The 25,174-nt window shown below is 65.4% G+C and carries 24 protein-coding genes, 1 tRNA gene and 1 other RNA gene; 11 read left to right on the top strand and 15 right to left on the bottom strand.

All coding sequences use genetic code 11. The features are described 5' to 3' along the window. The first annotated feature begins 98 nt into the window (after positions 1-98). The gene (gene leuA / locus MP11Mi_RS08140; RefSeq protein WP_420041782.1) at positions 99-1,946 is read left to right on the top strand and encodes a 2-isopropylmalate synthase; all 1,848 of its coding nucleotides are present in this window, start codon (positions 99-101) and stop codon (positions 1,944-1,946) included. A 49-nt stretch (positions 1,947-1,995) separates the two neighbouring features. Further along, entirely contained in the window at positions 1,996-2,622 is a 627-nt protein-coding gene (locus tag MP11Mi_RS08135) for an ASCH domain-containing protein (RefSeq protein ID WP_420041781.1), read from the top strand. A 4-nt stretch (positions 2,623-2,626) separates the two neighbouring features. Here MP11Mi_RS08135 and MP11Mi_RS08130 read toward each other — a convergent pair whose 3' ends face one another. Further along, complete coding sequence (locus tag MP11Mi_RS08130) at positions 2,627-3,604, bottom strand: helix-turn-helix transcriptional regulator (RefSeq protein WP_420041780.1); 978 nt, start codon at positions 3,602-3,604, stop codon at positions 2,627-2,629. Between the two features lie 129 nt (positions 3,605-3,733). On the opposite strand from MP11Mi_RS08130, the gene MP11Mi_RS08125 reads away from it, so the two are divergent. Beyond that, positions 3,734-5,176, top strand: a complete 1,443-nt coding sequence (locus MP11Mi_RS08125; RefSeq protein ID WP_420041779.1) for an MFS transporter — start codon at positions 3,734-3,736, stop codon at positions 5,174-5,176. A 45-nt stretch (positions 5,177-5,221) separates the two neighbouring features. Here MP11Mi_RS08125 and MP11Mi_RS08120 read toward each other — a convergent pair whose 3' ends face one another. The 3 genes from MP11Mi_RS08120 to MP11Mi_RS08110 form a co-directional block, all read right to left on the bottom strand. Further along, positions 5,222-6,280, bottom strand: coding sequence for an alpha/beta hydrolase (locus MP11Mi_RS08120; RefSeq protein ID WP_420041778.1), 1,059 nt, complete (start codon positions 6,278-6,280; stop codon positions 5,222-5,224). Between the two features lie 45 nt (positions 6,281-6,325). After that, on the bottom strand, positions 6,326-7,783 hold the full coding sequence (locus MP11Mi_RS08115; RefSeq protein WP_420041777.1) for a sugar porter family MFS transporter: 1,458 nt from the start codon (positions 7,781-7,783) through the stop codon (positions 6,326-6,328). 110 nt (positions 7,784-7,893) lie between these two features. Then, a complete protein-coding gene (locus MP11Mi_RS08110) occupies positions 7,894-8,343 on the bottom strand; it encodes a hypothetical protein (protein WP_420041776.1) in 450 nt (149 codons plus the stop codon). Between the two features lie 71 nt (positions 8,344-8,414). Between MP11Mi_RS08110 and MP11Mi_RS08105 the strand changes: the two genes are divergently transcribed. Together MP11Mi_RS08105 and MP11Mi_RS08100 are read left to right on the top strand one after the other, a co-directional pair. Beyond that, complete coding sequence (locus MP11Mi_RS08105; protein ID WP_420041775.1) at positions 8,415-9,692, top strand: Mur ligase family protein; 1,278 nt, start codon at positions 8,415-8,417, stop codon at positions 9,690-9,692. Next, positions 9,689-10,402, top strand: coding sequence for a type 1 glutamine amidotransferase (locus tag MP11Mi_RS08100; RefSeq protein WP_420041774.1), 714 nt, complete (start codon positions 9,689-9,691; stop codon positions 10,400-10,402). The genes MP11Mi_RS08105 and MP11Mi_RS08100 overlap by 4 nt, the downstream gene beginning before the upstream one ends. Positions 10,403-10,470: 68 nt before the next feature. On the opposite strand, the gene MP11Mi_RS08095 is transcribed toward MP11Mi_RS08100, so the two are convergent. The 7 genes from MP11Mi_RS08095 to MP11Mi_RS08065 form a co-directional block, all read right to left on the bottom strand. Further along, entirely contained in the window at positions 10,471-12,033 is a 1,563-nt protein-coding gene (locus MP11Mi_RS08095; RefSeq protein WP_420041773.1) for an alpha/beta fold hydrolase, read from the bottom strand. Positions 12,034-12,101: 68 nt separating this feature from the next. Further along, positions 12,102-12,662 (bottom strand): uridine kinase family protein, encoded by a 561-nt coding sequence (locus tag MP11Mi_RS08090; protein ID WP_420041772.1) that lies wholly within the window; start codon positions 12,660-12,662, stop codon positions 12,102-12,104. A 4-nt stretch (positions 12,663-12,666) separates the two neighbouring features. Next, positions 12,667-13,278: a recombination mediator RecR gene (gene recR / locus MP11Mi_RS08085; protein WP_420041771.1), complete on the bottom strand. Its 612-nt coding sequence runs from the start codon at positions 13,276-13,278 to the stop codon at positions 12,667-12,669. A gap of 6 nt (positions 13,279-13,284) precedes the next feature. Then, positions 13,285-13,638: a YbaB/EbfC family nucleoid-associated protein gene (locus tag MP11Mi_RS08080; protein WP_420041770.1), complete on the bottom strand. Its 354-nt coding sequence runs from the start codon at positions 13,636-13,638 to the stop codon at positions 13,285-13,287. A 23-nt stretch (positions 13,639-13,661) separates the two neighbouring features. Then, entirely contained in the window at positions 13,662-13,991 is a 330-nt protein-coding gene (locus tag MP11Mi_RS08075) for a hypothetical protein (RefSeq protein WP_420041769.1), read from the bottom strand. 46 nt (positions 13,992-14,037) lie between these two features. Continuing rightward, positions 14,038-14,898: a pseudouridine synthase gene (locus MP11Mi_RS08070; RefSeq protein ID WP_420041768.1), complete on the bottom strand. Its 861-nt coding sequence runs from the start codon at positions 14,896-14,898 to the stop codon at positions 14,038-14,040. 67 nt (positions 14,899-14,965) lie between these two features. Then, complete coding sequence (locus tag MP11Mi_RS08065; protein WP_420041767.1) at positions 14,966-15,403, bottom strand: SRPBCC family protein; 438 nt, start codon at positions 15,401-15,403, stop codon at positions 14,966-14,968. Between the two features lie 98 nt (positions 15,404-15,501). Between MP11Mi_RS08065 and MP11Mi_RS08060 the strand changes: the two genes are divergently transcribed. Next, positions 15,502-16,920 (top strand): FAD-binding oxidoreductase, encoded by a 1,419-nt coding sequence (locus MP11Mi_RS08060; RefSeq protein WP_420041766.1) that lies wholly within the window; start codon positions 15,502-15,504, stop codon positions 16,918-16,920. Continuing rightward, a complete protein-coding gene (locus MP11Mi_RS08055) occupies positions 16,917-18,185 on the top strand; it encodes a class I SAM-dependent methyltransferase (protein ID WP_420041765.1) in 1,269 nt (422 codons plus the stop codon). Before MP11Mi_RS08060 ends, MP11Mi_RS08055 begins: the two co-directional genes overlap by 4 nt. Before the next feature lie 25 nt (positions 18,186-18,210). Here MP11Mi_RS08055 and MP11Mi_RS08050 read toward each other — a convergent pair whose 3' ends face one another. From MP11Mi_RS08050 to ffs, 4 genes are all read right to left on the bottom strand, one after another. Beyond that, complete coding sequence (locus MP11Mi_RS08050; RefSeq protein ID WP_420041764.1) at positions 18,211-20,577, bottom strand: DNA polymerase III subunit gamma and tau; 2,367 nt, start codon at positions 20,575-20,577, stop codon at positions 18,211-18,213. 9 nt (positions 20,578-20,586) lie between these two features. Next, on the bottom strand, positions 20,587-21,864 hold the full coding sequence (locus MP11Mi_RS08045; RefSeq protein ID WP_420041763.1) for a glycosyltransferase 87 family protein: 1,278 nt from the start codon (positions 21,862-21,864) through the stop codon (positions 20,587-20,589). A gap of 9 nt (positions 21,865-21,873) precedes the next feature. Further along, positions 21,874-23,145 (bottom strand): aminotransferase class I/II-fold pyridoxal phosphate-dependent enzyme, encoded by a 1,272-nt coding sequence (locus MP11Mi_RS08040; protein WP_420041762.1) that lies wholly within the window; start codon positions 23,143-23,145, stop codon positions 21,874-21,876. Between the two features lie 57 nt (positions 23,146-23,202). Then, positions 23,203-23,297, bottom strand: an RNA gene (gene ffs / locus MP11Mi_RS08035) — signal recognition particle sRNA small type. Between the two features lie 60 nt (positions 23,298-23,357). Between ffs and MP11Mi_RS08030 the strand changes: the two genes are divergently transcribed. The 4 genes from MP11Mi_RS08030 to MP11Mi_RS08015 all read left to right on the top strand — a co-directional run bounded on the left by MP11Mi_RS08030 (position 23,358) and on the right by MP11Mi_RS08015 (position 25,168). Then, positions 23,358-23,445 (top strand) — tRNA-Ser (locus MP11Mi_RS08030). Between the two features lie 100 nt (positions 23,446-23,545). Then, positions 23,546-24,034, top strand: a complete 489-nt coding sequence (locus tag MP11Mi_RS08025) for a hypothetical protein (protein WP_420041761.1) — start codon at positions 23,546-23,548, stop codon at positions 24,032-24,034. 123 nt (positions 24,035-24,157) lie between these two features. Continuing rightward, entirely contained in the window at positions 24,158-24,883 is a 726-nt protein-coding gene (locus tag MP11Mi_RS08020) for a RelA/SpoT domain-containing protein (protein WP_420041760.1), read from the top strand. A gap of 18 nt (positions 24,884-24,901) precedes the next feature. Further along, a complete protein-coding gene (locus MP11Mi_RS08015) occupies positions 24,902-25,168 on the top strand; it encodes a hypothetical protein (RefSeq protein WP_420041759.1) in 267 nt (88 codons plus the stop codon). The last annotated feature ends 6 nt before the right edge of the window (positions 25,169-25,174 follow it).

Raw genomic sequence — 25,174 nt, 5'->3', positions numbered from 1 at the left:
TGCCGCGGCGGGGTCTGATACGACCGGCCCTCCGTCGCGGGGCTTCTCTACGCGCCGGTCAACCCCATCATTTTTTCTGATCAGGAGATTGACCAATCATGGCACCAGCAGACGCTTTCACTTCCGGACCTAGCCGCATCGTCGAGCCGGCAGGCCCTATTCCAGATGGCCAGCCGAGCTGGAATCCCCAGCGCAATTCGGCGATGCCTGTCCACCGCTACCGCAGCTTCGCCGACGAGGTGGAGAGCGTGGCGCTGCCCGACCGCACCTGGCCGGACAAGGTCATCGACCGCGCCCCCGCATGGTGTGCCGTCGACCTGCGCGACGGCAACCAGGCGTTGATCGACCCGATGAGTCCGGCCCGCAAGCGCCGCATGTTCGATCTGCTGGTCCGTATGGGTTACAAGGAGATCGAGGTCGGCTTCCCGTCCGCGAGCCAGACCGACTTCGACTTCGTCCGCGAGATCATCGGCGACGGCGCGATACCCGACGACGTCACCATCCAGGTGCTGACGCAGTCGCGCCCGGAGTTGATCAAGCGCACCTATGAGGCGTGTGCAGGCGCAACCAATGTGATCGTCCACTTCTACAATTCGACGTCCGTGCTGCAGCGTCGTGTCGTGTTCCGCGCCGACAAGGCGGCCATCACGAAAATCGCCACCGACGCCGCGAAGCTGTGCTTGGAAGAGGAGAAGAAGCACCCGGACACCAACTGGCGGTACGAGTACTCGCCGGAAAGTTACACGGGCACCGAGCTGAGCTACGCGAAGGAGGTCTGCGACGCGGTAACCGAGGTCATCGCACCGACTCCCGAGAAGCCGATGATCATCAACCTGCCCGCGACAGTCGAGATGGCCACCCCGAACGTCTATGCGGACTCGATCGAGTGGATGCACCGCAACCTGGCTCGACGTGACTCGGTCATTCTGAGTCTGCACCCGCACAACGACCGCGGCGAGGGCGTCGCCGCAGCCGAACTCGGCTATATGGCGGGTGCGGACCGGATCGAAGGCTGCCTGTTCGGCAACGGCGAGCGGACCGGAAACGTATGCCTGGTGACGTTGGGCATGAACATGTTCAGCCGCGGCGTCGACCCGCAGATCAACTTCTCCGACATCGACGAGATCCGCCGCACCGTCGAATACTGCAACCAGTTGAACGTCCCCGAGCGCCACCCGTACGGCGGCGACCTGGTCTATACCGCGTTCTCCGGCAGCCACCAGGACGCCATCAACAAGGGTCTGGACCAGATGAAGGTCGACGCCGACGCCGCCGACAAGGACGTCGACGATCTGCTGTGGCAGGTCCCGTACCTGCCAATCGACCCGAAGGACGTCGGCCGCAACTACGAGGCCGTGATCCGCGTCAACAGCCAGTCCGGCAAGGGCGGCATCACCTACATCATGAAGGCCGACCACGGGTTGGACTTGCCGCGTCGCCTACAGATCGAGTTCAGCCGCGAGATCCAGAAGATCACCGACGGTGAGGGCGGCGAGGTGAACCCGAAGGAGATGTGGGACGTCTTCGCTCAGGAGTACCTGGAGCCGGTGTCCCCGCTGGAGGGTGTCCGCAAGCAACTCGACACCGCCGAAGGCGACGAGGGCGAGGATCGCATCGAAGCCGTCGTCAAGGTGGACGGCGTCGAGAAGGAGATCAGCGGCAGCGGCAACGGTCCGCTGGCTGCGTTCGTCGCGGCCCTGGGCACCATCGGTTACGACGTCCGTGTCCTCGATTACCACGAGCACGCCATGACGGCGGGCGACGACGCGAGCGCTGCGTCGTACGTGGAGACCGAAATCAACGGCGAGACCGTATGGGGTGTCGGCATCGCGCCGTCGATCACCACCGCCAGCCTTCGCGCCGTCATCTCCGCCGTGAACCGTGCCAACCGTATCGGCACCCCGGACGAAGAGGCCGCCGAAGGCGCCCGCACCTACGCGCCGTAACTCGCCGCACCGCCGCTGCACCGGCGGACCGATCGGGCACACTGAAGACATGCTGATCTCCAAGGCCGTCGCCGAGGGCATTCGAGAGGGCCGGATCACCTGCCAGTTCCGGCGGTGGGACGCTCCACGCGTCAAAGTCGGCGGCACGCAGCTGACTCCGGCCGGAGTCATCCGTTTCACACGCGTCGCCCGAGTCTCGGACGTCGGCAGGATCTCCGACAGGTCGGCGCGTGCGGCGGGCATGAGGAACGCGGAGGCCTTGCGAAAGGCATTGTCGCCCACACCGACCCGCGCGCCGACCGCGCGCGGGTCGCGGGGCGGCGACACGGTGTACCGGATCACCCTCGAGTGGGCGGGTGCGGATCCACGGATCGCACTGCGGGAGTCGATTCCGGACGCCGACGACCTCGAAGCGATTGCCGCGAAACTCGCTCGCCTGGACCGTCGCTCCTCCGGCCCGTGGACCCGAGACATCCTGGAATGGATCCGGGACAACCCTCGTGTGGTGTCGAAGGAACTCGCCGCTCTACGCGACCTCGATCTGCTGCCGATGAAGGTCGACATCCGCAAGCTGAAGTCGCTCGGCCTGACCATCAGTCACGACGTCGGCTACGAGATCTCCCCTCGCGGGGCGGCGTATCTCGACTGGCTCGAGGCCGGCGCTAACTCCCGTTAGCGCTTCAGGTGCCCGCCAGATACAACGCCCGGGCTTCTCGCGCGTTGCGTCCGCGCAACTCATGGAGAACCTCGGGCGGGACGTCGACGAACTCGTAGTCGGCGTCCAGACTGCCGACCGCCACACCGATCCAGCGCGCATCGTCGATCTGCAACGTGACAAGCGCGCCATCTGCGTGGTCGGCGATCTCGGCGTACCGCCCGATCATCTGCCGGACAAGGCCCGCGTCGGCGTGCACGAGAACGACAACGGAGTGCTGCTCGCGGCCGGCTCGGAGACTCCCTCGAACGTATTCGGCGGCGTCGCCGCCCGGCACCTGCCTCGGGTTGAACCGACGTTTCTCCGGGCGGGCGTCACGGAGTCGGTCCAGCCGGAACGTCCGCCAGTCCTGCCGGTCGAGGTCGTATGCGAGCAGATACCAGCGTCGCCCGACGGGCACTAGCCGCAGCGGCTCCACTCGGCGACGTCCAGGTGCACTCCCCGACCGAGCGGCAGGCTCATAGTGGAACGTCAGCTCGGTCGCATCGCGGCAGGCCAGAGCCGCGGTGGTCAGAGCCTCGGCTTCGACGACGGGCGCGGCGGAGTCGTCACCGACAGTCACGCTCATAGCGCGCAGAGCGTCGGCGCGACGGCGCAGCTTCGGCGGCAGGACCTGCATCACCTTGGCCAGCGCGCGCACCGACGCTTCGGCGAGACCTGCGGCCGGCCCCGACGCCGCGCTTCGCAGTGCCGTCACGATCGCCACGGCTTCTTCCTCGTCGACCACCAACGGCGGCAGCGATCCGCCCGGAGCGAGCTGGTATCCACCGCCTGCGCCGCGCACCGAGTCGACCGGATACCCGAGGTCGCGTAGCCGTTCGACGTCGCGCCGCACGGTGCGTTCGGTGGTGTCCAGCCGTGCGGCGAGGTCGGCGGCAGCCCACAGCCGGTGGGCTTGGAGCAGCGCCAACAGTTTCAGTGTCCTCGTCGTCGTATCGGCCATGACCCCATAGTGTCGCAGATAGCGGACAGTTTTTGACCTGTTAATTCCCGACCTATTGCGGACAGATCCTTTCCACATTGCTTCGTAGCGTCATCGGTAACAACCGAACGGCTATGTCAGGAGCAGCCCATGTCCACAACCGTCGATACGGTCACACCCGAGTCACCACCCGCGCGCTCCCCCGCGATCGGCGGACGAGCACGGACTATCGCCCTCGTCTGCCTACTCGCCGCGTCGTTCATGGAACTCATGGATGCGACGGTCGTCAACGTCGCGCTGCACACCATTGCCGATGATCTCGGCGCGTCGGCGACATCGTTGCAGTGGATCGTGGCCGGCTACCCGCTGGCGTACGCGATCGGACTGATTCTCGGCGCGCGGCTCGGCGACCAGTTCGGGCGTCGCCGACTGTTCGTGCTCGGACTGGTGGCGTTCGGTGCGGCGTCGCTTGCATGCGGCGTGGCCGGTACGCCAGAGCAACTGGTCGCATTCCGGCTCGTGCAAGGCGCCGCGGCCGCGCTCATGGTGCCGCAGGTCCTGACCAACATCCAGGTGCTCTACCCGCCCGCCGAACGGGGGCGCGCGATGGGCTTGTTTACGTCGGTCATCGGCATCGCCGCGGTCGTCGGCCCCGTCCTGGGCGCGGTCATCACCGATGGTGACTGGTTCGGTCTGTCGTGGCGCCCGGTGTTCCTCATCAACGTTCCGATCGCCGTGATCGCGGTAATCGCGGCGCGGGTGTTCATCCCAGAGACTAGAGCGGACAAGCCTGCGCCGGTCACGCTCGGATCGGTCGCTCTGCTCGGCGGTTCACTCGCCGCGATCATGGCTCCGATCACTCTCGGTCCGGAATCCGACTGGCCTGCCTGGGGTTTCGTGGTTATCGCGGCGGGTGTCGCGGGGCTCGCCGTCTTCGCCTACCGTCAAGTCAGTGCCGAGCGGGCTGGGGCGGTGCCGATGGTCCCGCCGTCCGTGTTCGCGACCGCTTCGTTCCGCAACGGCGTGTTCGCGTTCGCCGCACTGTTCATCCCGACGGGGGGCTACTTCCTCGTCCAGTCATTGCACATGCAACTCGCCCACGGCTGGTCTGTGCTGCACACAGGCCTCATGTGGATTCCATTCTCGATCGCCGTCCCGATCGCCGCGGGCCTGTCGGCGACTGTTCTGGCCCAGCGGTTCGGAAAGCACGTCCTGCAGGTCGGTGCGATGGTCCTCATCACTGGAATCACGACGATGATCGTTGCGAACGGGTCGGCGCATCCGGCGCTCTGGTTCACCGTCGCACTGACTGTCGCGGGTCTCGGGTTCGGTCTGATCGTCGGGGCCGCAGGACTTCTCGTCCTCAACGACGTACCGGTCGAGCAAGCGGGCGCGGCATCCGGTGTGTTCAACACGGTGCAGGCGTTGTCGGTCGCAGTGGGAGCCGCAGTGATCGGAACCATCTACTCCACCGTCGCGGAGTCGTCGGGTTTCGACACGGCGTATCGCGCGGCGATGCTGGCCATGATCGCGCTCCTCGTGGCCGGCGCGGTGATCGCGCAGGCGATGCCCCGCGTGAAGGTCGTCCTCTAGCGTCAGGTGCGGGCCGTACGTGAGAAGTTCAGGCTGTCGTCTCGGTCAGTTGACCGCGTCCATCGCTCGGGCCGCGGCGTCGGCCATGCGGCCGACGACGGCGCGGGCCGTCGGGCTGATCAATCCCATGTTGGCGAATCCGTGGATCATGCCGCCCGCCCGTTCGAGGGTCACTTCGACGCCTGCGCGTTCGAGCGCCGCTGCGTACTCGAGTCCTTCGTCGCGCAAGGGGTCGAAGCCCGCGACCACGATGTGCGCGGGTGCCAGCCCGGCGAGCTCGCCCTTCAACGGGGTGGCCCGCGGGTCGTCGAGCATCCCGGGCGACGGTAGGTAGGTCTCGGTGAAGAAGTCCATGTCGGCCTCGGTCAGGAAGAGCCCTTCGCCGAACTCGCGGACGGACGGGCGCTTCGTCGACAGGTCTATCGCCGGGTAGATCAGTAGTTGCAGGCACGGCACGACGGCGTCGTCCCGCACCTGCTGTGCGACGACGGCGCTGAGATTCCCGCCTGCCGAATCGCCTGCGACGACGATCTTTCGCGGATCCAGGCCCCAATCTGCGGCCTGCTCGACGGCGAACCGGAACGCCGCGACGCTGTCGTCGACGGCTGCTGGAAACACATGCTCGGGGGCCATCCGATAGTCGACGGACAGCACGTCAGCGCCCGATCCGACAGCGAGCGCACGGGCCAGCGAATCGTGGCTGGCCCGGCTGCCGACGACGAACCCGCCGCCGTGGAACAGAACGATGAGCCCACGTGCGCCCTTCTCGTCAACACGGTAACGGGTCGCTGGGATCGGACCATTCGACGATCCGATCGTCAGGTCTTCCTCGATCGCGAACGGCGGGTAGCTCTCCGCCAGCGCCGTCGACGCCTCGTCGAGCAGGACACGCGACTGGTCGACGCCGCCGTTCATCAGGGCCGCGCCGGGTATGTGCCGGGATGCGAACGCCACGATCGCGGCTTCGGGCGCCAGCCTCTCGCCGTCGGCGTTGACTCGCGTCCGAAGTTTGAGGACACCGAGCGGCACGTTGGCGAGGACTCTCATCGCCGATTGCTGAACGCGGCCTTGTAGGGACAGGTTGATCGACGTTGCGCGGCTCACACCCGTGAACTTATCATCAGCCGTTGGCACGGTTGGTGGTGGAGGTCACTCGATGCCGGCCAGCTCGTCCATGTCCTCGAGGGTCTTACCTTTGGTTTCCTTCACGAACTTGGCGACGAAGAGCAGGCTCAGTACTGCGAAGACAGTGTAGAGACCGTAGGCCACACCGAGATTGAACGATTTGAGTCCGGGGAACGAGATCGTCACCGCCCAGTTCGCCGCCCATTGTCCGGCGGCTGCGAAGCTCAATGCCGCGGCCCGGATGCGGTTCGGGAACATCTCGCCGAGGAGTACCCAGACGACCGGCCCCCAACTCATCCCGAAGAAGACGACGAACAGGTTCGCGGCGACTAGTGCGATCGGCCCGGCGATGTCGCCGAGCACCGGGTTGCCGTCGACGACGTCGGCCGTCGCGAAGCAGACTGCCATTGTGCCGAGCGAGGCCGTCATGCCGGTCGAACCGATTAGCAGGAGCGGCTTACGCCCGATCTTGTCGACGAGTGCGATCGCGACGATCGTGACGAGCACGTTGGTGACGGATGTGATGACGCTGATCAGGAATGACTGGCTTTCGTCGAATCCTGCTGCCTCCCACAGGATGTTCGAGTAGTAGAAGATCACGTTGATGCCGACTGCCTGCTGGAAGACCGACAGCAACAGCCCGACCCACACGATCGGGTAGACACCGCCGGTCGGCCGAATCAGGTCGCGCCACGACGATTTCCGTTCGGTGGCGACACTCGTTTGGATCCGGTCGATCGTGATCTCGAGATCGTGTTCGCCGAGCAGTTTCGTGAGCACCCGCCGAGCTTCAGGAATCTTGCGTTGTGAGATCAGGTAGCGCGGCGACTCGGGGATCGTGCTGGCGAGCACCCCGTAGACGACTGCGGGGATCGCCATGACGATGAACATCCACCGCCACGCTTCGAGGCCGAGCCACAGGTCTTCGCTCGCGCCGCCCGCGAAATGCGCGAGCAGCCAGTCGATGAGCAAGGACGCGAAGATGCCGAGGACGATCGCCATCTGTTGCAGTGAGCCGAGACGTCCGCGAAGCCGTGCGGGCGATGTCTCGGCGATGTATGCGGGTGCGATGACCGACGCGATGCCGACGCCGATTCCGCCGATCACCCGGAAGAAGACGAGCGTCCACAGGTTGTCGATCAGCTGGTCGCCTAGGCCAGCACCGAATGCGCTGACGAAGAAGAACACGGCCGCGATCTTCATGACTCGCAGGCGGCCGATCCGGTCGGCGATGCGCCCGGCGAGCATCGCGCCTGCGGCCGCGCCGAGCAGCGCCGATGCTACGGCGAACCCCAGGTAGAGATCGCCGACATCGAAGTGGTCTTTGATCGACGAGTTGGCGCCGTTGATGACGGCACTGTCGTACCCGAACAGGAGCCCGCCGAGGGCTGCGACGGACGCGATCCGCACGACGCCCTTCGCGCTTGCTTCGTCGTCTCCGTGGATCGATTCGATCTCTGGGATCGCTCCGCCCTCCGCCATCTGCTATACCCCTGTCTCGTCGTTGAGCCGTCGGGTCAGCGTAGAGCGTTCAGCCGGTCCGCCGCGCGAAGACGCACCAGTACTGAGGGGACGAATCAGCACTACGGCCGTCACCTCTGGCGATTCCAGTCGACCGCAGCCGATCCGAGCACACTTGAGGTGACACATAGCGCGACCGGAACGCCGACGTTCAGGACTAATAAACCCGGCATACACAGCTGCAGTTCGTCGCCGCACATGCCGTGAAGCGTCATCCGGCCCGCAATGAGCGCGGCGAGCAGGCCAATGACCGACCAGAAGACGGCGAACGGATAGCTCACGGCCGCACTCGGTCTCGAACGACGCAGGACCAGCGTGCTGATGAGCAGTACCGCACAGATGCCGGTCGTCGCGTAGCCCGAGGTTCGGAGTAGATCGATCTCGTCGGCGTGGGTCGATGCGCCACGCGAAACGACGACAAAGACTGCGATGACCGCCCATGGCGAGAACCCCGCGACGACGGCGTGTGCACCTCGCATCAATGACACAGTTACCGACTCGATGTCGTCCGACCGGTCCACGTCTCACACTCTGTCATGTCTCACACCCCACGGACCGGTGCGCGCGCTGCCCGGTGTGGGAAACTCGTGGAATGCCAGCAGCATCGCGTCTACCGCTTCGCACTCGCGCCGCTCTCGCCGCCGCAGCCTCCGCACGGTGGGCCTCGCGGACCGCCGGTCGCGGTAAGGGATCGATGATCGGCGGACTCGTCGCCGAGAAGATCGATCCGCAGATCATGCGTCGACTCGCTGTGGGGAAGAAAACTGCACTGGTGACTGGCACGAACGGCAAGTCGACGACGACCCGGATGACTGCGGCTGCGCTGGCGACGCGCGGCGAGGTCGCCACCCAGGATGACGGCGCGAACATGGATGCGGGGATCATCGCGACACTCAGCCTCCACCAGGACGCGCCTCTTGCTGCGCTCGAAGTGGACGAACTGCATGTGCCACAGGTCGCAGACAACACGTCTCCTACGGTGATCACTCTGCTGAACCTTTCGCGCGACCAGCTCGACCGTGTCGGCGAGATCAATGTGATCGAGCGTCGGCTCCGTGCTGCGGTCGCCGCCCACCCGGATGCGGTGATCGTCGCCAACTGCGACGACGTCCTCGTGACGTCGGCCGCGTTCGACGCGCGCAATGTCGTCTGGGTCGCCGCCGGTGCTGGCTGGGTCGGCGATTCCGTCGGTTGCCCGCGGTCGGGCGAGCCGATCATCCGGCGCGGCGACGACTGGTTCTCCAGCGGAGATGAGGCTTTCCGCCGTCCGACGCCGCGATGGTGGTTCGACGACGACAACGTCTACGGTCCTGATGGCTTCCAGGCGCCGCTCGCGTTGAAGGTGCCGGGGCGCGCGAACCGTGGGAACGCGACCCAGGCTGTCGCGACCGCTGTCGCGATGGGTGTCGATCCCGTTGCTGCGGCCCGCGCGGTCGGGACGGTTGGCGAGATCGCAGGCAGGTATGGCGTCGTGCGTCTCGGGGAACACCGGATCCGCACGCTGTTGGCGAAGAATCCCGCCGGATGGCAGGAAGCGTTGTCGATGATCGACGAGGATGCCGACAGTCTGGTGATCGCGGTGAACGGGCAGGTTCCCGACGGTGAGGATCTGTCGTGGTTGTGGGATGTGCGGTTCGAAGCGTTTGAGAACACGACTGTGATCGCGTCCGGTGAGCGGTCGGCGGACCTGTCGGTCCGCCTGTTGTACGCGGGCGCCGGGCACACGGTGGTCGACGATCCGTTGGCGGCCATCAAGTCGTGTCCGCCGGGGAGAGTGGAAGTCCTGGCGAATTACACAGCGTTCCGTGATCTGGCTATCGCGTTGGATCGCGCGGGCGCCGGGAGCGAAGCGAGCGGGGATCAGCGATGAGTGAGTCGACTCTGCGGATCGGTCTGGTTTTGCCGGACGTGATGGGTACGTACGGCGACGGCGGCAACGCGTTGGTTCTGCGTCAGCGGGCGCGCATGCGCGGTATCGACGCCGAGATCGTCGAATTGACGTTGGACGGCGACGTTCCCGACTCGTTGGACGTGTACACGCTCGGTGGAGCCGAGGACGCAGCGCAACGCTTGGCGACCCGTCATCTCGCCGATCATCCGGGACTGCAGCGCGCTGCGGGCGCTGGCGCGCCGGTTCTCGCGATCTGCGCTGCGATCCAGGTGCTCGGCCACTGGTACGAGACGTCGTCGGGCGAGCGTGTCTCGGGTATCAGCATGTTCGATGTGACGACGTCGCCCCGCGAGTCTCGGGCGATTGGCGAACTCATCACCGATCCCCGCCTGGACGGGCTCGGTCAGCCGCTGTCGGGGTTCGAGAACCACCGTGGCGCGACGATCCTCGGTTCTGCGGCGAAACCTCTGGGCAGGGTGCGGCACGGTGTCGGAAACGGCGGCCCGGAGGCTGTCGAGGGGGTCGTGCAGGGCAGTGTGATCGGCACGTATATGCACGGTCCGGTACTCGCCCGGAATCCGGAGTTCGCCGATTATCTGTTGTCGAAGGCGACCGGTGTCGAACTCGCACCGCTCGATCTTCCGCAAGTGGACCGGCTGCGACGCGAGAGGCTCGCTGTCGGACGGTAGGCCTCTCGACTTCGTTCGACCAGCCGGCGTCTACCCCGGCTGGGGTCCCCATGCTGCGGGTGAGGCGGTTAGGAAGTCTGGGTCAACGGGGTTGTTATCGGAGCCTGCGGCACCTTCGTCACGCTGGTGTGGCCGGTCCGCAGGTACTGGGCGATCGCGGCGTCGAGCGGCTTGTTCGACCGCCCGAGCTGGCCGTGGTCACCGCCGCCGACTGTGATCAGGTGTGCGCCCATCGCTTTCCTGGTCGCCATCGATGCCCGGTATGGGGTCTGCGGGTCGCCGACGCTCTGAATCTGCAACGGCTGGGCGGCCAGTTTGTTGCGCAGCGGAATCCGCTTCGTGACGGGTGTTGTACCCGCACAGCCGATCCCTGATTTGAAGGTCAGGCCGGACGCTTCGAAGATGTCGCCGGTGACGAGGTTCTGCAGCATGGCGGCAGGGGTCAGAAATGGGTCTTTCACCGACCAGTCTTCGTTGCACAGCATGATCGACTGCATGTCCTGCGAGTTGGTGATCATCTTGGCTACGTCGGCAGGAAGCTTGCCTGGCTTGTTCGTGCCCGTCATCCGCATCGCGACCATCGGCCAGTAGTTGCGGCTCGGTGCCACTTGACGGGTCAGCGCAAGCAGCGGCGACGTCGCCTGCACCTTTCCCGTCGTCAACGTCGCGACGATGTTCTCGATCCGAGCTCGCGCGTCGGCGGTCAGATTCACTCCGGCAATGTACTGCTGCGCAATGGCTTTCAATCCTGCGGGCACATCGCCGACGCGTGCGGGAGGGGCGCTGAACGACGGCGGGACTCCGGCTTCGCGCTCCACTTGGGCGCTCCAGCGTTGATATACGGCCAACGGGGTCTTGCCGAGGTGGTAGACGTCGTCGTGTTCGGCGATCCACGCCATCATCGTGTGCGCACGAGCCTTGTAGCCTGCCGTCTGGTCCTGCAACAGTTCGCCCCACGCGCGTTTCGGATCCATTGCGGAGTCGAGGACGAGACGATCGGTGTGCGCGGGGAACAGCGTCGCGTACGTCGACATCAACCACGTCCCGTACGAGATCCCGTACAGGGATATCTTGTCGACGCCGAGGGCACGGCGCGCTTGCTCGATGTCGCGCGCGTTGGTCTCGGTGGTCAATGTCTTGGTGTAGCCGAGTGTGTTCTTCTCGCAGCGTTCACGGTTGAGCGCTCCCGCCCCGCTGGACGCCTTCGACGCGTCGGCCGGATCGCATTTCACCGGTGTCGCTCCGAGCAGACCGCGAGGTTGGACGGCGACGAGATCCCACTCGTGGCGAATCTCGGCGGACGGCTCGCTCGCGGTGAACATGCTGATGCCGTCGCCGCCGGGGCCGCCCGGGTTGCCGACGAGAACGCCCCGTTTCGCCCCGGTCGCCGGAAGTCTGCTGACTGTGATCGATATTTTCGGGCCGTTCGGCTCGGCGTAGTCGCGCGGGACCTGCAGCGTCGCGCACTGAGTGTCTGCCGATGCCCCGTGGATCTGGTCGCACGATCCCCACACGAGAGTCTGTGGTGCGGCGTCCGCCGCTGCGGGGACCGCGACGAGGAGTCCTGCTGCGACGGCGGAAGCTCCGGCGGTAGCGGCGGCACAACGGATTGAGCGGAAGACGGGAATCACTCCTTGCGACACGGGCCCGGTGGCGGTTCGTTCGTTCGGACTACATATACCGCATCGTGACTCGAGCGCTAGCCGAGCACCCGGCAGCGGTCGCGCGCGCCGTCCACGGCGAACCATCCGTCTTCGAACTGCTGCCAGGCGGCGAGATGTGCGCGAGCGGCCTCGCCGTCGCGGGCGACGGTCCGCTCCAACCGTTCCTGCGCTGCCGGGCCGTCGATCCAGTACGCGGCGGTCAGTTGGTCGGCGACGGTACGCCGCGCCGCGGTCACGCCCTCGACGATGAGCAGCGGCTGCCAGCGGATCCACACCGCCGGACCGATCTCAGGGACTCCATCCACCCAGACGCGTGGCCGGTAGAGGTAGTCGTGGCGGCGTTCGAAAGCGCGGAGTACGTCACGTTCCAGTTCCGGCCACCACGACGCCGGATCGTCCCACGTCGCGAACTCGTCGGTGCTGATGAGAACGGATCTGCGCCCACGATCGGCGAGCGCGCGGACGAGTTCGGCAGCAAACGTGCTCTTGCCCGACCCGGAACGGCCGTCGATCGCGATCAGTCCTGCGGTGAGACCGTCGCGCACCGCGACTTCGTCGGCGAGTCGAGCCCACCGGCGCGTCCAGTTGTCCGACACCGGGTCAGACCAGGATGCGGCGCCCGGACAGCGCGCGGCCGAGCGTTAGTTCGTCGGCGAATTCGAGGTCGCCGCCCATCGGCAGACCGGACGCTAGTCGAGTGACCGACAGGCCGGGGAAGTCTTTGAGCATGCGCAACAGGTAGGTCGCGGTCGCTTCGCCTTCCGTGTTGGGGTCGGTGGCGACGATGATCTCGGCGACCACCGAGCCGTCAGACTGTTCGGCGAGACGTTTGAGGAGTTCTCGGATCCGCAATTGGTCGGGGCCGATACCCGACAGCGGATCGAGCGCGCCGCCGAGCACGTGGTACCGGCCATCGAACTCCCGGGTCCGTTCGATCGCGTAAATGTCCTTGGGCTCTTCAACGACGCAAATCTTGGTCGCGTCTCGCCGCGAATCACTGCAGATGCGGCACAGCCGTTCGGCGGCGATGTTGCCGCACTCGTCGCAGAACGTGACGTCGTCGCGCACTTTGCCGAGTGCCGCGGTCAGGCGATCGATCTCAGTCTTCTCACCGGCCAGCAGGTGGAACGCGATGCGCTGGGCACCTTTCGGGCCCAGCCCGGGGAGTTTTGCGAGCTGGTCGATGAGATCCTGGATCGGTCCTTCGTACATGCGTGGTCAGCCGAGTCCGGGCAGTCCGCCCGCGAGCGGGCCCATCTTGTCCTGGGTGAGGGTGTCCCGATTGCGAGCGAGATCGGCGAGCGCGCCGAGGATCAGGTCCTGCAGGGTGTCGATATCGTCGGGGTCGACGACGTCACGCGAGATCTCGACGCCAGTCACCTCGCCGACACCGTTGCCGGTCACCGTCACCAGACCGTTCCCGGCCTGTCCGGTCACGTCAGTGTTCGCGATCTCGTCTTGCGCGGCGATCACCTTGGCCTGCATCTCCTGCACCTGTGCGAGGAGTCCGGACATCGGGTTGTCGCCGCCGCCACCGCCGAGCAGGGAGCTGGGATCGAATGCGTCAGTCACAGGGTCCACGATAGTCCGTCGCGTCAGCGGAGCAGTCGCTCAACATGCTCGGCGAGTTCGTCTACGCTCACGTCACCGTCGGTGACGACGTCGAAGGAAAGGACCTCGTCGCCGAACAGCCGTGCGGCCCTTCCGATCAGGGCGAACTCGAATCGGTCGCCGACGCGACGCCACTGCGTCACAGCCCCGTACACGGGCGCGCTCGCTCCCGTCGTCAAACAGTGTTCGTCGGCGCGCGGCCCGCCGGGCAAGTCCCGCTGCAACTGCACGCACGCGTCCGAGTCCTCGTCGAGGAAGACGATGGCCTCGCATCCGAGGTCGCCGTGCCGCTCGTACGTCCCGAAGATCGCCATGAGTGCAGGATACGGGCAGATTCGACCTTAGCTAGGTCGACCTCGGTTAGAGCGTCGAGCCGCTCACAAACCGCCGCGACAGTCCGGTGTACGGGTCGTCGAACTCGATCGCGTAGGCGAGGAGCTTCAACGGACGGGAGAAGTCGTCGACGGTGGCGTCGACCCGTTCGCGATCGACGTCCGGGTACAGCGGGTCGTCGACGATCGGAACCCCGATACCCGCCATGTGCAAACGCAGTTGGTGCGTCCGGCCGGTCGACGGCAGTAACCGGTAGACGCCGAGGCCGTCGTCACGCACCGAGTCGAGCGCGATGTCGCTGACCGCGTTGACGACGCCGTCGACGACGCGAGCTCGCAGGTCACCGGAGTCCTTCTCGATCCGGTTCGCCACATGCACTCCGTCGGCCAGCGCCGGATCCGCGGGCGCGAGCGCCCGATACTCCTTCCGCACACGACGCTGAGCGAACAAGTCCTGGTATGCGGCGCGCGCATCGGGACGTCGCGTGAACAGAAGGACGCCCGCGGTCAACCGGTCCAACCGGTGGACAGGAGCGACATCGTCACCGAACTCGCGACGCAGACGCACCAGAGCAGTCTGCGTGACGTGCGCGCCGCGCGGCATCGTCGCCAAAAAGTGCGGCTTGTCGACGACGATCAACCGGTCGTCGACGTGCCGCACCGGCATATCGAAAGGGACGTCCGGCTCGAACGGCAGGTCACGGTAAAGGTAGACGGGGGTCGGACGGACGACGGGCGCGTCCAGGTCGACGGGCGCACCGTCGACGTCGACGATCTCGCCCGCCTGGGAACGCCGCACCACGTCATCGAACGACCAGCCCGCCAAGACCCGAGCCCGCAGCAAGCTCTGGGCGAGGGTCAACGGCTCGTCACCGACACGCAGAACCACCCGGGTGGCGTCGACGCCGTCCCGGGTGGCCAGAGGTTTGACGCGCCTGCGCCCTCTCCTGCTCAGATCACTTCTCGAGGCGGGACTTCAGATTGCCGAGGAGCTCGGCCTGAATCCGGTTGAGCCCCTTGGGCGCGAACGTCTTCTCGAAGAAGCCACCGATGCCGCCTGCACCCTTCCAACTGGTGGTGGTCTCGACCTGCGCGGCGTCACCGACCGACGTCACCGTGTACGTGGTGACCATCGTCGAGTTGCGGTCGGTCTCGGTGATCCGGTCGCCCGCGACGGTCACGTCGGCGAGGACGTCACGTGAACGCTTCTCGGTGGCCTGTAGAACCCAGTGCACGACAGTGCCCGCGCCCTGTCCACCTTCGTCGACGCGGAAGTCGCGGTAATTGGCCGGCAGGATCGTCGGACGAACCTGCGCGTAATCGGCGAGAGCAGCGAAGACCGTCTGCGCCGGTGCGGCGATCTGGACGGTGGTGGTTGCGGTGACCTGTCCCACGATGGGTGACTCCTTCATGACTGTGCGATGCTCCCGCCGTCGAAGGCGGGGAACCCGTGCGTGAACCACGGTACTGGGGCTAGGGCTAGCCTAGTTCTGTGACTGCCGATCGTTTGGAATACCGCGGCTCAGAGTTCGCTGAAGGAGTGGAGCGACTCGTCGCGAGCTATGCCGGAATCCCGGACGGATCGACTGTCCGTCTAGCGAAGAAGACGTCCAACTTGTTCCGTAAACGCGCCGACGTCGACGCCCCCGGCCTGGATGTCTCCGGACTGGGCAAAGTGATCTCGGTGGACCCCGCGACTCGCACCGCGCAGGTCGCGGGCATGTGCACGTACGAGGATCTCGTCGACGTGACACTCCGCTACGGGTTCGCCCCGACTGTCGTGCCGCAACTCAAGACGATCACTCTCGGCGGCGCCGTCACCGGGATGGGCATCGAGAGCACCTCGTTCCGCGGCGGACTCCCCCACGAAGCCGTTCAGGAGATCGAAATACTCACCGGGGCAGGTGAACTCGTCATCGCGCGACCGGACAACGAGTATCGCGACCTCTACTTCGGGTTCCCCAATTCGTATGGCACGCTCGGCTACTCGGTGCGGCTCGCGATCACCCTCGAAGAGGTCAAGCCGTTCGTCGAACTGCGACACGTCAGGTTCACCGACCTGACTGTCATGCAGGACACGATGAAAACGATCGCAACCGACCGCGAATACCAGAGCGAACCCGTCGACTACTTGGACGGCATCGTGTTCAGCTCCAACGAGAGCTACCTCATCCTCGGCCGTCAGACCGACGAACGCGGCCCGGTCAGCGACTACACCGACGACCACATCTTCTACCGGTCGGTCCAGCACGACGACGTCGAAACGCCCAAGCGTGACCGTCTGACGATTCGCGACTACTTGTGGCGGTGGGACACCGACTGGTTCTGGTGTTCGCGTGCATTCGGCGCGCAGAACCCGAAAGTCCGACGGTTCTGGCCGAAGAAGTATCTGCGCAGCAGCTTCTACTGGAAGCTCATCGGGTACGACCACCGGTGGAATATCGGCGACCGGCTCAACGCCCGCAAAGGGCTGCCAGCCAACGAGCGCGTCGTGCAGGACATCGAGGTCCCGATCGACCATGCCGCCGACTTCGCCGAATGGTTCCTCGCCGAAGTCCCCATCGAGCCCATCTGGCTCTGCCCGCTACGCCTGGCCGAGCCATCGCCCGACGACTCAGGGAGCGTCCAGCCCTGGCCGCTGTATCCATTGGAGCGCGACCGCACATACGTCAATTTCGGCTTCTGGTCCGCCGTGCCCGTCACACCCGGCGACCCCGGATACACCAATCGGCGAATCGAGAAGAAGGTTAACGAGCTCGGCGGACACAAATCCCTGTACTCGGAGTCCTTCTATCCTGAGGACGAATTCTATGAAATGTATGGGGGCGTCGCGTACCGCGAACTCAAATCACGGTACGACCCGAAGGAGCGCCTCCTTGGCTTGTATGAGAAGACGGTGAAGCAGAAGTGAAACTAGCCAACATCTTCGAGAAACTGGTCGGCCAGGAACTCAACGTCCGAATCACGGCCTACGACGGCAGCGCCGCCGGACCGACGGACGCCGAGTACGGCCTCGACCTGAAGACACCGCGCGGAACCACCTATCTGGTGACCGCGCCAGGCGATCTCGGTCTGGCGCGCGCCTACGTGGCAGGTGACCTGGAGTTGATCGGAAACCATCCCGGCGACCCGTACGAGACGCTGCAGGCGTTGGCGAGCGATCTCAAGTTCACCAAGCCGACCCCGTTGGAGATGGCGCAACTCGTCCGCGACCTCGGCATCGAACACTTCAAGCCGATCGCGCCACCGCCGCAGGAGTCCCTCCCCCGCTGGCGTCGGTTCGCCGAAGGCTTCCGGCACAGCAAAGACCGCGACGCCGAAGTGATCAGCTACCACTACGACGTCTCGAACCGCTTCTACGAGCTGGTTCTCGGAGAGTCGATGACATACACGTGCGCCGTCTACCCGAACCACGACGCCAGCTTGGAGGAAGCGCAGGAGAACAAATACCGCCTGATCTTCGACAAACTCCGCCTGAAGCCCGGCGACCGCCTCCTTGATATCGGCTGCGGCTGGGGCGGCATGGTCCGGTACGCGGCGCGACGTGGCGTCCACGCGCTCGGCGTCACGCTGTCGAAAGAACAAGCACAGTGGGCGCAGCAGGCGATCGTCGACGAAGGGCTCACCGAGTTCGGCGAGGTCCGCCACAGTGACTATCGCGACGTCACCGAATCCGGGTTCGACGCGCTCTCGTCGATCGGTCTCACCGAGCACATCGGTGTCGCCAACTACCCGAAGTACTTCGCGTTTATGCGTGACAAAGTGCGCGACGGCGGCATGATCCTCAACCATTCGATCACCCGCCCCGACAACGCCACCCGCAGCAAGGCAGGGCCGTTCATCGACCGGTACGTGTTCCCCGACGGGGAGCTCACCGGCAGTGGAACCATCATCTCGAAGATGCAGAACGTGTCCGGTCTCGAAGTGGTGCACGAAGAGAACTTCCGCAGCCACTACGCGCTAACCCTGCGTCACTGGAACCGCAACCTCGTCGAGAACTGGGACGAGGCCGTCGCGGAGGTCGGCGAAGGCACCGCCCGACTGTGGGGCCTCTACATGGCGGGCTGCCGAATCGGCTTCGAACGCGACATCGTCCAACTGCACCACGTGCTCGCGACGAAACTGCCCGACGACAAGACCGACTTGCTCCCGCTCCGCCCGTGGTGGCAGGCGTAGGGAGCCGGCCTGCCGGTCAGGAAAGCTACTCGAGCGGACGCGCGCCGAGCTCGGACGTCATCAAATCGACCGCCACCTGGTGGGGGTCGAGGCGAGGGTCCGGGCTCGCGTCGTGCGCCTGTTCAACCATCTCGGCACGTTCGGCATCGGTCAGATCCTCGTCGGCCGTGAGGGGCGCGGGTTCAGGTTCCGGCTCAGGCTCCGGTTCCGGAGCCTGCTCCTCCTGCGGTCGGCTCGGACGCGTGAACGTCTGACGTTTCTGCGGTTCGGCGGCAGAACTCGTCGCTGACGGCCGCGGAGCGTCCGGCGACGCCTGGACAACGCTAACGCTGTGACCAGGACCGAACACCTCGACGACAGCGGTCGTGAGAGTCCGCAGTCCCCGCTCGTCGGACAGTCGGCCGACCAGAGCGGTGTGCGGGTGCCCGAGGACGATCTCAGTCCCGACCACATCGTGCACCGACGCCGACGACAGCATCGCTTCGAGCACCGAACTCTGCGAACGGACAGCGGATCGGATGTCGGGCCAGCGCGTCGACACCGACTGCACAGTCAGCCCCTCCGCTACCGCTTCGGGCTCCGCCACCGGTTCGGGTTCCGGCTCCGGCGTACGACGCACCACTCCATACGGTTCCGGCGGCACGTCGGTCGGCGGCTCAGGCGGCAGCGGAATGTCATCGTACGGATCCTGCGACGGCGCAGGCTCACCCGGCACAACAACATCACCGTGCGCCTCCGGCACAACAACACCGTGCGCCTCCGGCACAACAACACCGTGCGCCTCCGGCACAACAACACCGTGCGCCTCCGGCACAGTGTGCTGCGTCGGCGGCTCAGGCCGAGACGGCCCGCGCTCAACTACCGGCGTAGGAGCCTCCCGCTGTCGGGTGACTTGTGGCTGCCGACCCTCCGGTTGAGGAACGTCCGGCTCACGCTGTGGGGCGTCGGGCTGCGGTGCCTGGGCGGCAGTCGGCTCGGGAACACCAACGGCGGACAAGGGTTCGGCGGGCAAGGGTTCGGCGGGCAACGGTTCAGGCTCGGGAACTGGGGCAGGTTCGGAAGCTGCCTGTCCACGAACCGATTCGTCGACCTCCGCGGTCGGAGACTTCGTCTCCTCGGTTTGCTCGACGGCCTTGCGTTGCGACGGCCGGACGAAACGCGGCGCCGGCCCGTCAGGTGCGGCCACTGCAGCCGACGAGGGCTGCGCTGCCGCAGTGTCCGCGGGCGCCGGGCCCGCACCGGCTGGGCGGTGTTCGAGCATCTCGATGCGCTGGAGCAGCGCGGCATCGTCGGCAGACACCGCGGGCAACAGCATCCGCGAACACATGACTTCCAGGAGGAGCCGCGGCGACGTCGTTCCCCGCATGTCGCCCAGCGACGCGTGCGCGACCTCCGCGTAACGGGTCAGCGTGCCCGCGCCGAGATGTTCCACGACGGCCTTCATCCGTACCAGTTGGTCTTCAGGGGCCTCCACGAGTCCACGGTCGGCAGCGTCGGGCACCGCCTGCAGGAGGATCAGGTCGCGGAAGCGATCAAGCAGGTCGATAGCGAAACGGCGCGGATCATGTCCCGCGTCGACCACCTTCTCCACCACACCGAACAGTGCGGCGCCATCGCTCGCGGCGAGCGCGTCGACCGCAGCATCGATCAACGCGGAATCCGTGACGCCGAGCAGGCTGAGCGCGCGATCGTAGGTGACGCCCTCGTCGCCTGCGCCAGCGAGTAGTTGGTCCAGGATGCTCAGCGAGTCGCGCGGCGACCCGCCGCCCGCACGAATCACCAGCGGGTACACCTCCGGTGCGACGGTGACGTCTTCCTGCGCGCAGATGTTTTCGAGAAGGCCGCGCATCACCGGCGGCGCCAGGAGCCGGAACGGATAGTGGTGCGTCCGCGATTTGATGGTCGTGAGCACCTTCTCGGGCTCGGTGGTCGCGAAGATGAAGATGAGATGCTCTGGCGGCTCTTCGACGATCTTGAGGAGCGCATTGAAGCCTGCCGAGCTGACCATGTGCGCCTCATCGATGATGAAGACGCGATAGCGGGATTCGGCGGGAGCGTAGAACGCGCGGTCACGCAGGTCACGAGTGTCGTCGACGCCGCCGTGGCTGGCCGCGTCTAGTTCGACGACGTCGAGGCTGCCCGGGCCGCCGGGGCCGAGGGCCACGCACGACCCGCAGGTGCCGCATGGGGTCGACGTCGGCCCCTGTGCGCAGTTGAGGGACCGAGCCAGGATGCGGGCAGACGACGTCTTACCGCAGCCTCGCGGACCCGAGAACAGGTAGGCGTGGTTGATGCGCCCGGAGTCGAGAGCGCGACTCAGCGGCTCGGTGACATGTTCCTGGCCGACGACTTCGGCGAACGTCGCCGGACGATACGTGCGATAGAGGGCCACACGTGCACACTACCGGCGGTCGCCGACAGCGGCGACGGGCGGATCGGTGGCCGCGGGCGGGCGTAGACAGAAGCCGATTGTGGCAGTCGCGACGACCACGAGGAGCACGTTGTACGGCTGCACTGAGAACCAGCCGACGACGTCAGCGTCGTGCTTGAAGAAGAGCCCGGTCAGATATGCCTCTTCGACGCTGCGGTTGGCGTACCAGATCGGGTAGGCCAGGCGGGTCGTCCACGCGACGGTCGCGAGGAAGCCGACGACCGTCAACAGCGCGACGACCCCGCGACGCCACCGGCCAACGCCGTCGATCACATGGTGCACGGCGACGACGAGCAACGGCACCACCCACACCCAGTGGTGGCCCCAGGCCACCGGCGACACCGCACACGACGCCATCCCCACGAGGGTGATCGCGAGCAGTTCCTGCCCGCGACGGTGTGCCAGGACAGCCGCCGTCATGACGAGCACGAGGGCTGCCGCCGCCAGCACGATCCATACGACGGTGCTCGGGTGGTCGGTCTCGGCGATGTTGGCGATCGCGCCGCGGATCGACTGGTTACCGACCGTGTGCGGCGACGACACCCGGTTGGAGTCGAAGAGTGTGTCGGACCAGAATCGCGTTGACGCAGTCGGCATCACGATGAAGCCGAGCATCACGGAGCCGACGAACCCGACGACAACGCCGACTGCGGTCTTCCACTGCCGGATCGCCGCGTAGTAGACGACGAACAGCATCGGCGTCAGTTTGATGCCCGCGGCGAGGCCTGCGCCGACACCGCGCAGCCGGCTGCCTTCTGGGCGAATGAGGTCGGCAACGATCAACAGCATCAGGAAGACGTTGATTTGGCCGAACCAGATAGTCGACCGGACGGGCTCCAGGAGCGCCGACGCGGCGACGAGCGATACCGCGATCGCGCGGAGGCGCCACGTCGTCTCATGTCCGAGGCTGCGGAACCCGACGACGATCACCAGGTAGAGCGCGACGAAGATCCCGATCGACCACACCGCGTGCGCGACGGGTGCAGACATCAGCGCCACCGGAACGAACAGCACCATCGAGAACGGTGCGTATGTGAAGTCCATCCGGCCGAGGAGCTTGGTGTCATATAGGTCGCCGCCGTCGAGGACGACCTGTGCACCTGCACGGTAGACGTCGAGGTCGAGGAAGTTGTCGAAGAGACCCCAATATGGGGTGCTGTAGGGGACGATCAGGTACTGCAGCCACAGCGACAGCGCACCCGCGACCACGAACCCGATGAGCGCGGGCGTGGACCGTTCGAGCTTCACATGGTCCGCCTACGCCGAGTCGACGAGGACCTCGGTCGCGCTCAGCAGAGCGCAGGTCGCGACGCCATCCATCGCCGTCCGCAGTTCGTCGATCGTCGGGAATGTCGGCGCGATGCGGATGTTCCGGTCGTGCGGGTCGATCTTGTACGGGAAGGCCGATCCGGCCGCGGTGAGCGCGATCCCGGCGCCTTCGGCCAGCGCGATGGTGCGGGCGGCGGTGCCGTCGATCACATCGAGACTGATGAAGTAGCCCCCTTCGGGCGTCGTCCAGGATGCGATCTTCGCGTCGCCGAGGCGATCGTCGAGGATATCGAGGACGAGCTGAAACTTGGGTGCGATGATCTCGCGGTGGCGCGCCATATGGGCGCGGACACCGTCGGCGTCGCGCAGGAACTGCAGATGGCGCAGCTGGTTGAGCTTGTCGGGGCCGATGGTGGCCGCCGAGATGTGCTTGACGTACCAGTCCAGGTTGGCTTTCGACGATGCGAACGCGGCGACGCCTGCTCCCGCGAAAGTGATCTTGCTGGTGGAACCGAACACGTAGACACGGTTGGGGTGACCGGCGTCCGCGGCGATGTCGAGGATCGGCAGCGGTGCGGGCGCGTTCTCGACGAGCGTGTGAACTGCGTACGCGTTGTCCCAGAAGATGCGGAAGTCGGGCGCGGCGTCGAGTGCGAGGAGCCTGCGGGCGACGTCTTCAGTGACCGTGTAGCCGGTTGGATTCGAATAGGTGGGTACCAGCCACATGCCCTTGATCGAAGGGTCGTCGGCGAGGAGCGCGGCGCAGGCTTCGACGTCCGGACCGTTGGGGTTCATCGGGACGTTGATCATCTCGATGCCGTACTGCTCAGTGATGCCGAAGTGACGGTCATAGCCAGGGACCGGGCACAAGAACTTGACGGGTTCGGCCGACCAGGGACGTTCGGAGTCAATATTGCCTCGCAGGAGCGAGAACACGACGATGTCGTGCATCACCTCGAGGCTGGCGTTACCGAGGGCGAGCGTGCGGTCGGCACCGGTCGCGAACAGTTCGCCGAACATCTCGCGGAGCTCGACCAGCCCGCTGACGCCGCCGTAGTTGCGGCAGTCAGTGCCCTTCGGACTGGTGTAGTTCGCGCCCGGCAGGGACAGCATGGGCGAGGACAGGTCCAGTTGGTCAGCTCCGGGCTTACCGCGGGTGAGATCGAGTTTCAGACCTGCGGCGCATAGCGTCTCGTAGCGCTTCTGCAGATCGTTTCGGGTGTTGCGGAGTTCTTCGACACTCATCGAGTGAAAGTTCAACGTGAACCTCTCGCGCAGACCCGGCCAGTCCCGGCTGCAACTTGTAAACACCTGGAAGTAAGAGGATCCCGCGCACCCGGCAGAGCCCGTTGACCCTTGCTGCCTTCCGGCCCTGGGGGAGTTCACAGGATGCACGCCGCGCGGGATCCGTCGTCCAGTGTAGCGGTCCCGTTTTGTGATCGGTAGCCGGCACCAGTTAGCATCTTGGTGCTGGAGGATTCGCCTAGTGGCCTATGGCGCTCGCCTGGAACGCGGGTTGGGTTAACGCCCTCAGGGGTTCGAATCCCCTATCCTCCGCCAGCGAGAAACCGCCCGCTACCTGTACTGATACAGGTAGCGGGCGGCATACTTTCCGGTTCATGCATCGAACTATGCATCAACCACACTACGATCAAGCACTATGAATGCCGACAATTCGGCCGCCGCCGCGGCTTGGGTGGGTGCGGGGACAGGTTGCGTCGCACTCTTCATCGCTATTGGATGCGGCATCTTGTCGTTCAAATCACTCATGTTCGAGAAGGACGCCACGGAGTCTGCGCGGCGGAGCGCCGAGGCTGCCGAACGCGCCAACGCTTTGACAGAACGAGCGCTACTGACGGGCGTCCCGACGCACGAGTCGATCGAAACGAACGTCGCGTGGGTACTCGAGCGCGGAGGTAAGAACCGCTACGTCCTAAGGAATGTCGGGAGCAGCAGCGCCGAACACGTGAACGTCGCTCCTCCGGACGGCCCAATAGCACGGAACTTCCCGACTGACGCCGTAGTCGGCAGCCAGACAGGCGTCGACCTCCTGATGGTCCCGACGTGGGGCGGCCCGATTCCAAATCAGCTGTACGTAACGTGGGGCGACGACAACCAAGCCACGGTACCGGTCCCGCTCAGCGACTAGGCATCACACACGAGGCCGCTGACCGAACTGCCCGCTGCGAGCAGGGTCGGCCGGTTCGCAGCGGCTGTCTAGGAAGACGGTTCGAATGATCGTTGCCGAACTCGGCCGTACAATCGTCTCGACATGGATGCACCAACCAAGGGTGAGATAAATCGCTGCGGAGAACTGGTTCGGCGTTACGCCTATGAACAGGCCGAGGTTGAGCCCGATCAGTTGGATCGTGCAATCGGAGTGATCACGGAGTTTCGTGCTGCCCACGCATACCCTCTAACTAAGGTCAGACTCGGCGTCGAGAGCATGATCAAAACTGAGCACCACATGCCGGTGGTGAGCCAGCGCCTCAAGCGAGTGCCCCGAATCGTCCGCAAGCTCCAACGAACTGTCGGCTCGGCTGCTGGCAGCACCAAGCTGGCTCGGCTCGAAGATGTGGGCGGAGTCCGGGCGGTATTCACGGACGGCGAAGAGCTCGGCCGCGTCCTAGCCCGGATTGAGAAGAACTGGTCGAGCAGTATCAAACGGCGCCGAAATTACATCGAGAGCCCTAAACCGATCGGCTACCGCGCGGTCCACCTGATTGTCCGCCGCGACGATCGGGCCATCGAAGTTCAGTTGCGTACGCGCGGCCAGCAGCAGTGGGCCGATGCCGCAGAATCGGCAGACGCACGACTTGGCCTACGAGGAGTGAACCTCAAGGACGGTGAGGGGCCAGACACAATGACTGAGTACTTTTCCGCCTCAGGTGAGTTGATTTACCTCAGGGAGTACGGTTTAGATATACCGACCGCCGTCACAGATCGGTTCGATCGCGCTCGACGCGCAGTCGTTGACGCCGGGTACTACCGAGGCTGATGTGAGAGGGTGAGCAGCATGGCAAAGCACGACGACAAGGCAGTCTACTTCCTGCTCGTCTACGACTTCGAGCAAGCACAGCTCGTCGAGCGAGAAGAGTTCATTGACTCCGACCAAGCCGTAGCTCGGTACGACGCCACCGAAAAAGCCTACCGCGGCACCCGGAATCGCTACGAGATCGTGCTCATCGCCGCTGACAGCATCGATACGGTCATGGCGACGCACGGCCACTACTTTGAACAGTCGACCGAGTCAGTGTTCTCTGAGTTCCTCGAACCTGCTTGAACAGCG

The sequence above is a fragment of the Gordonia abscondita genome (assembly GCF_032711245.1).
Classification (GTDB): domain Bacteria; phylum Actinomycetota; class Actinomycetes; order Mycobacteriales; family Mycobacteriaceae; genus Gordonia.
The sequence above is the reverse complement of the archived record's forward strand: the minus strand, read 5'-3'. Positions and strand labels throughout refer to the sequence as shown.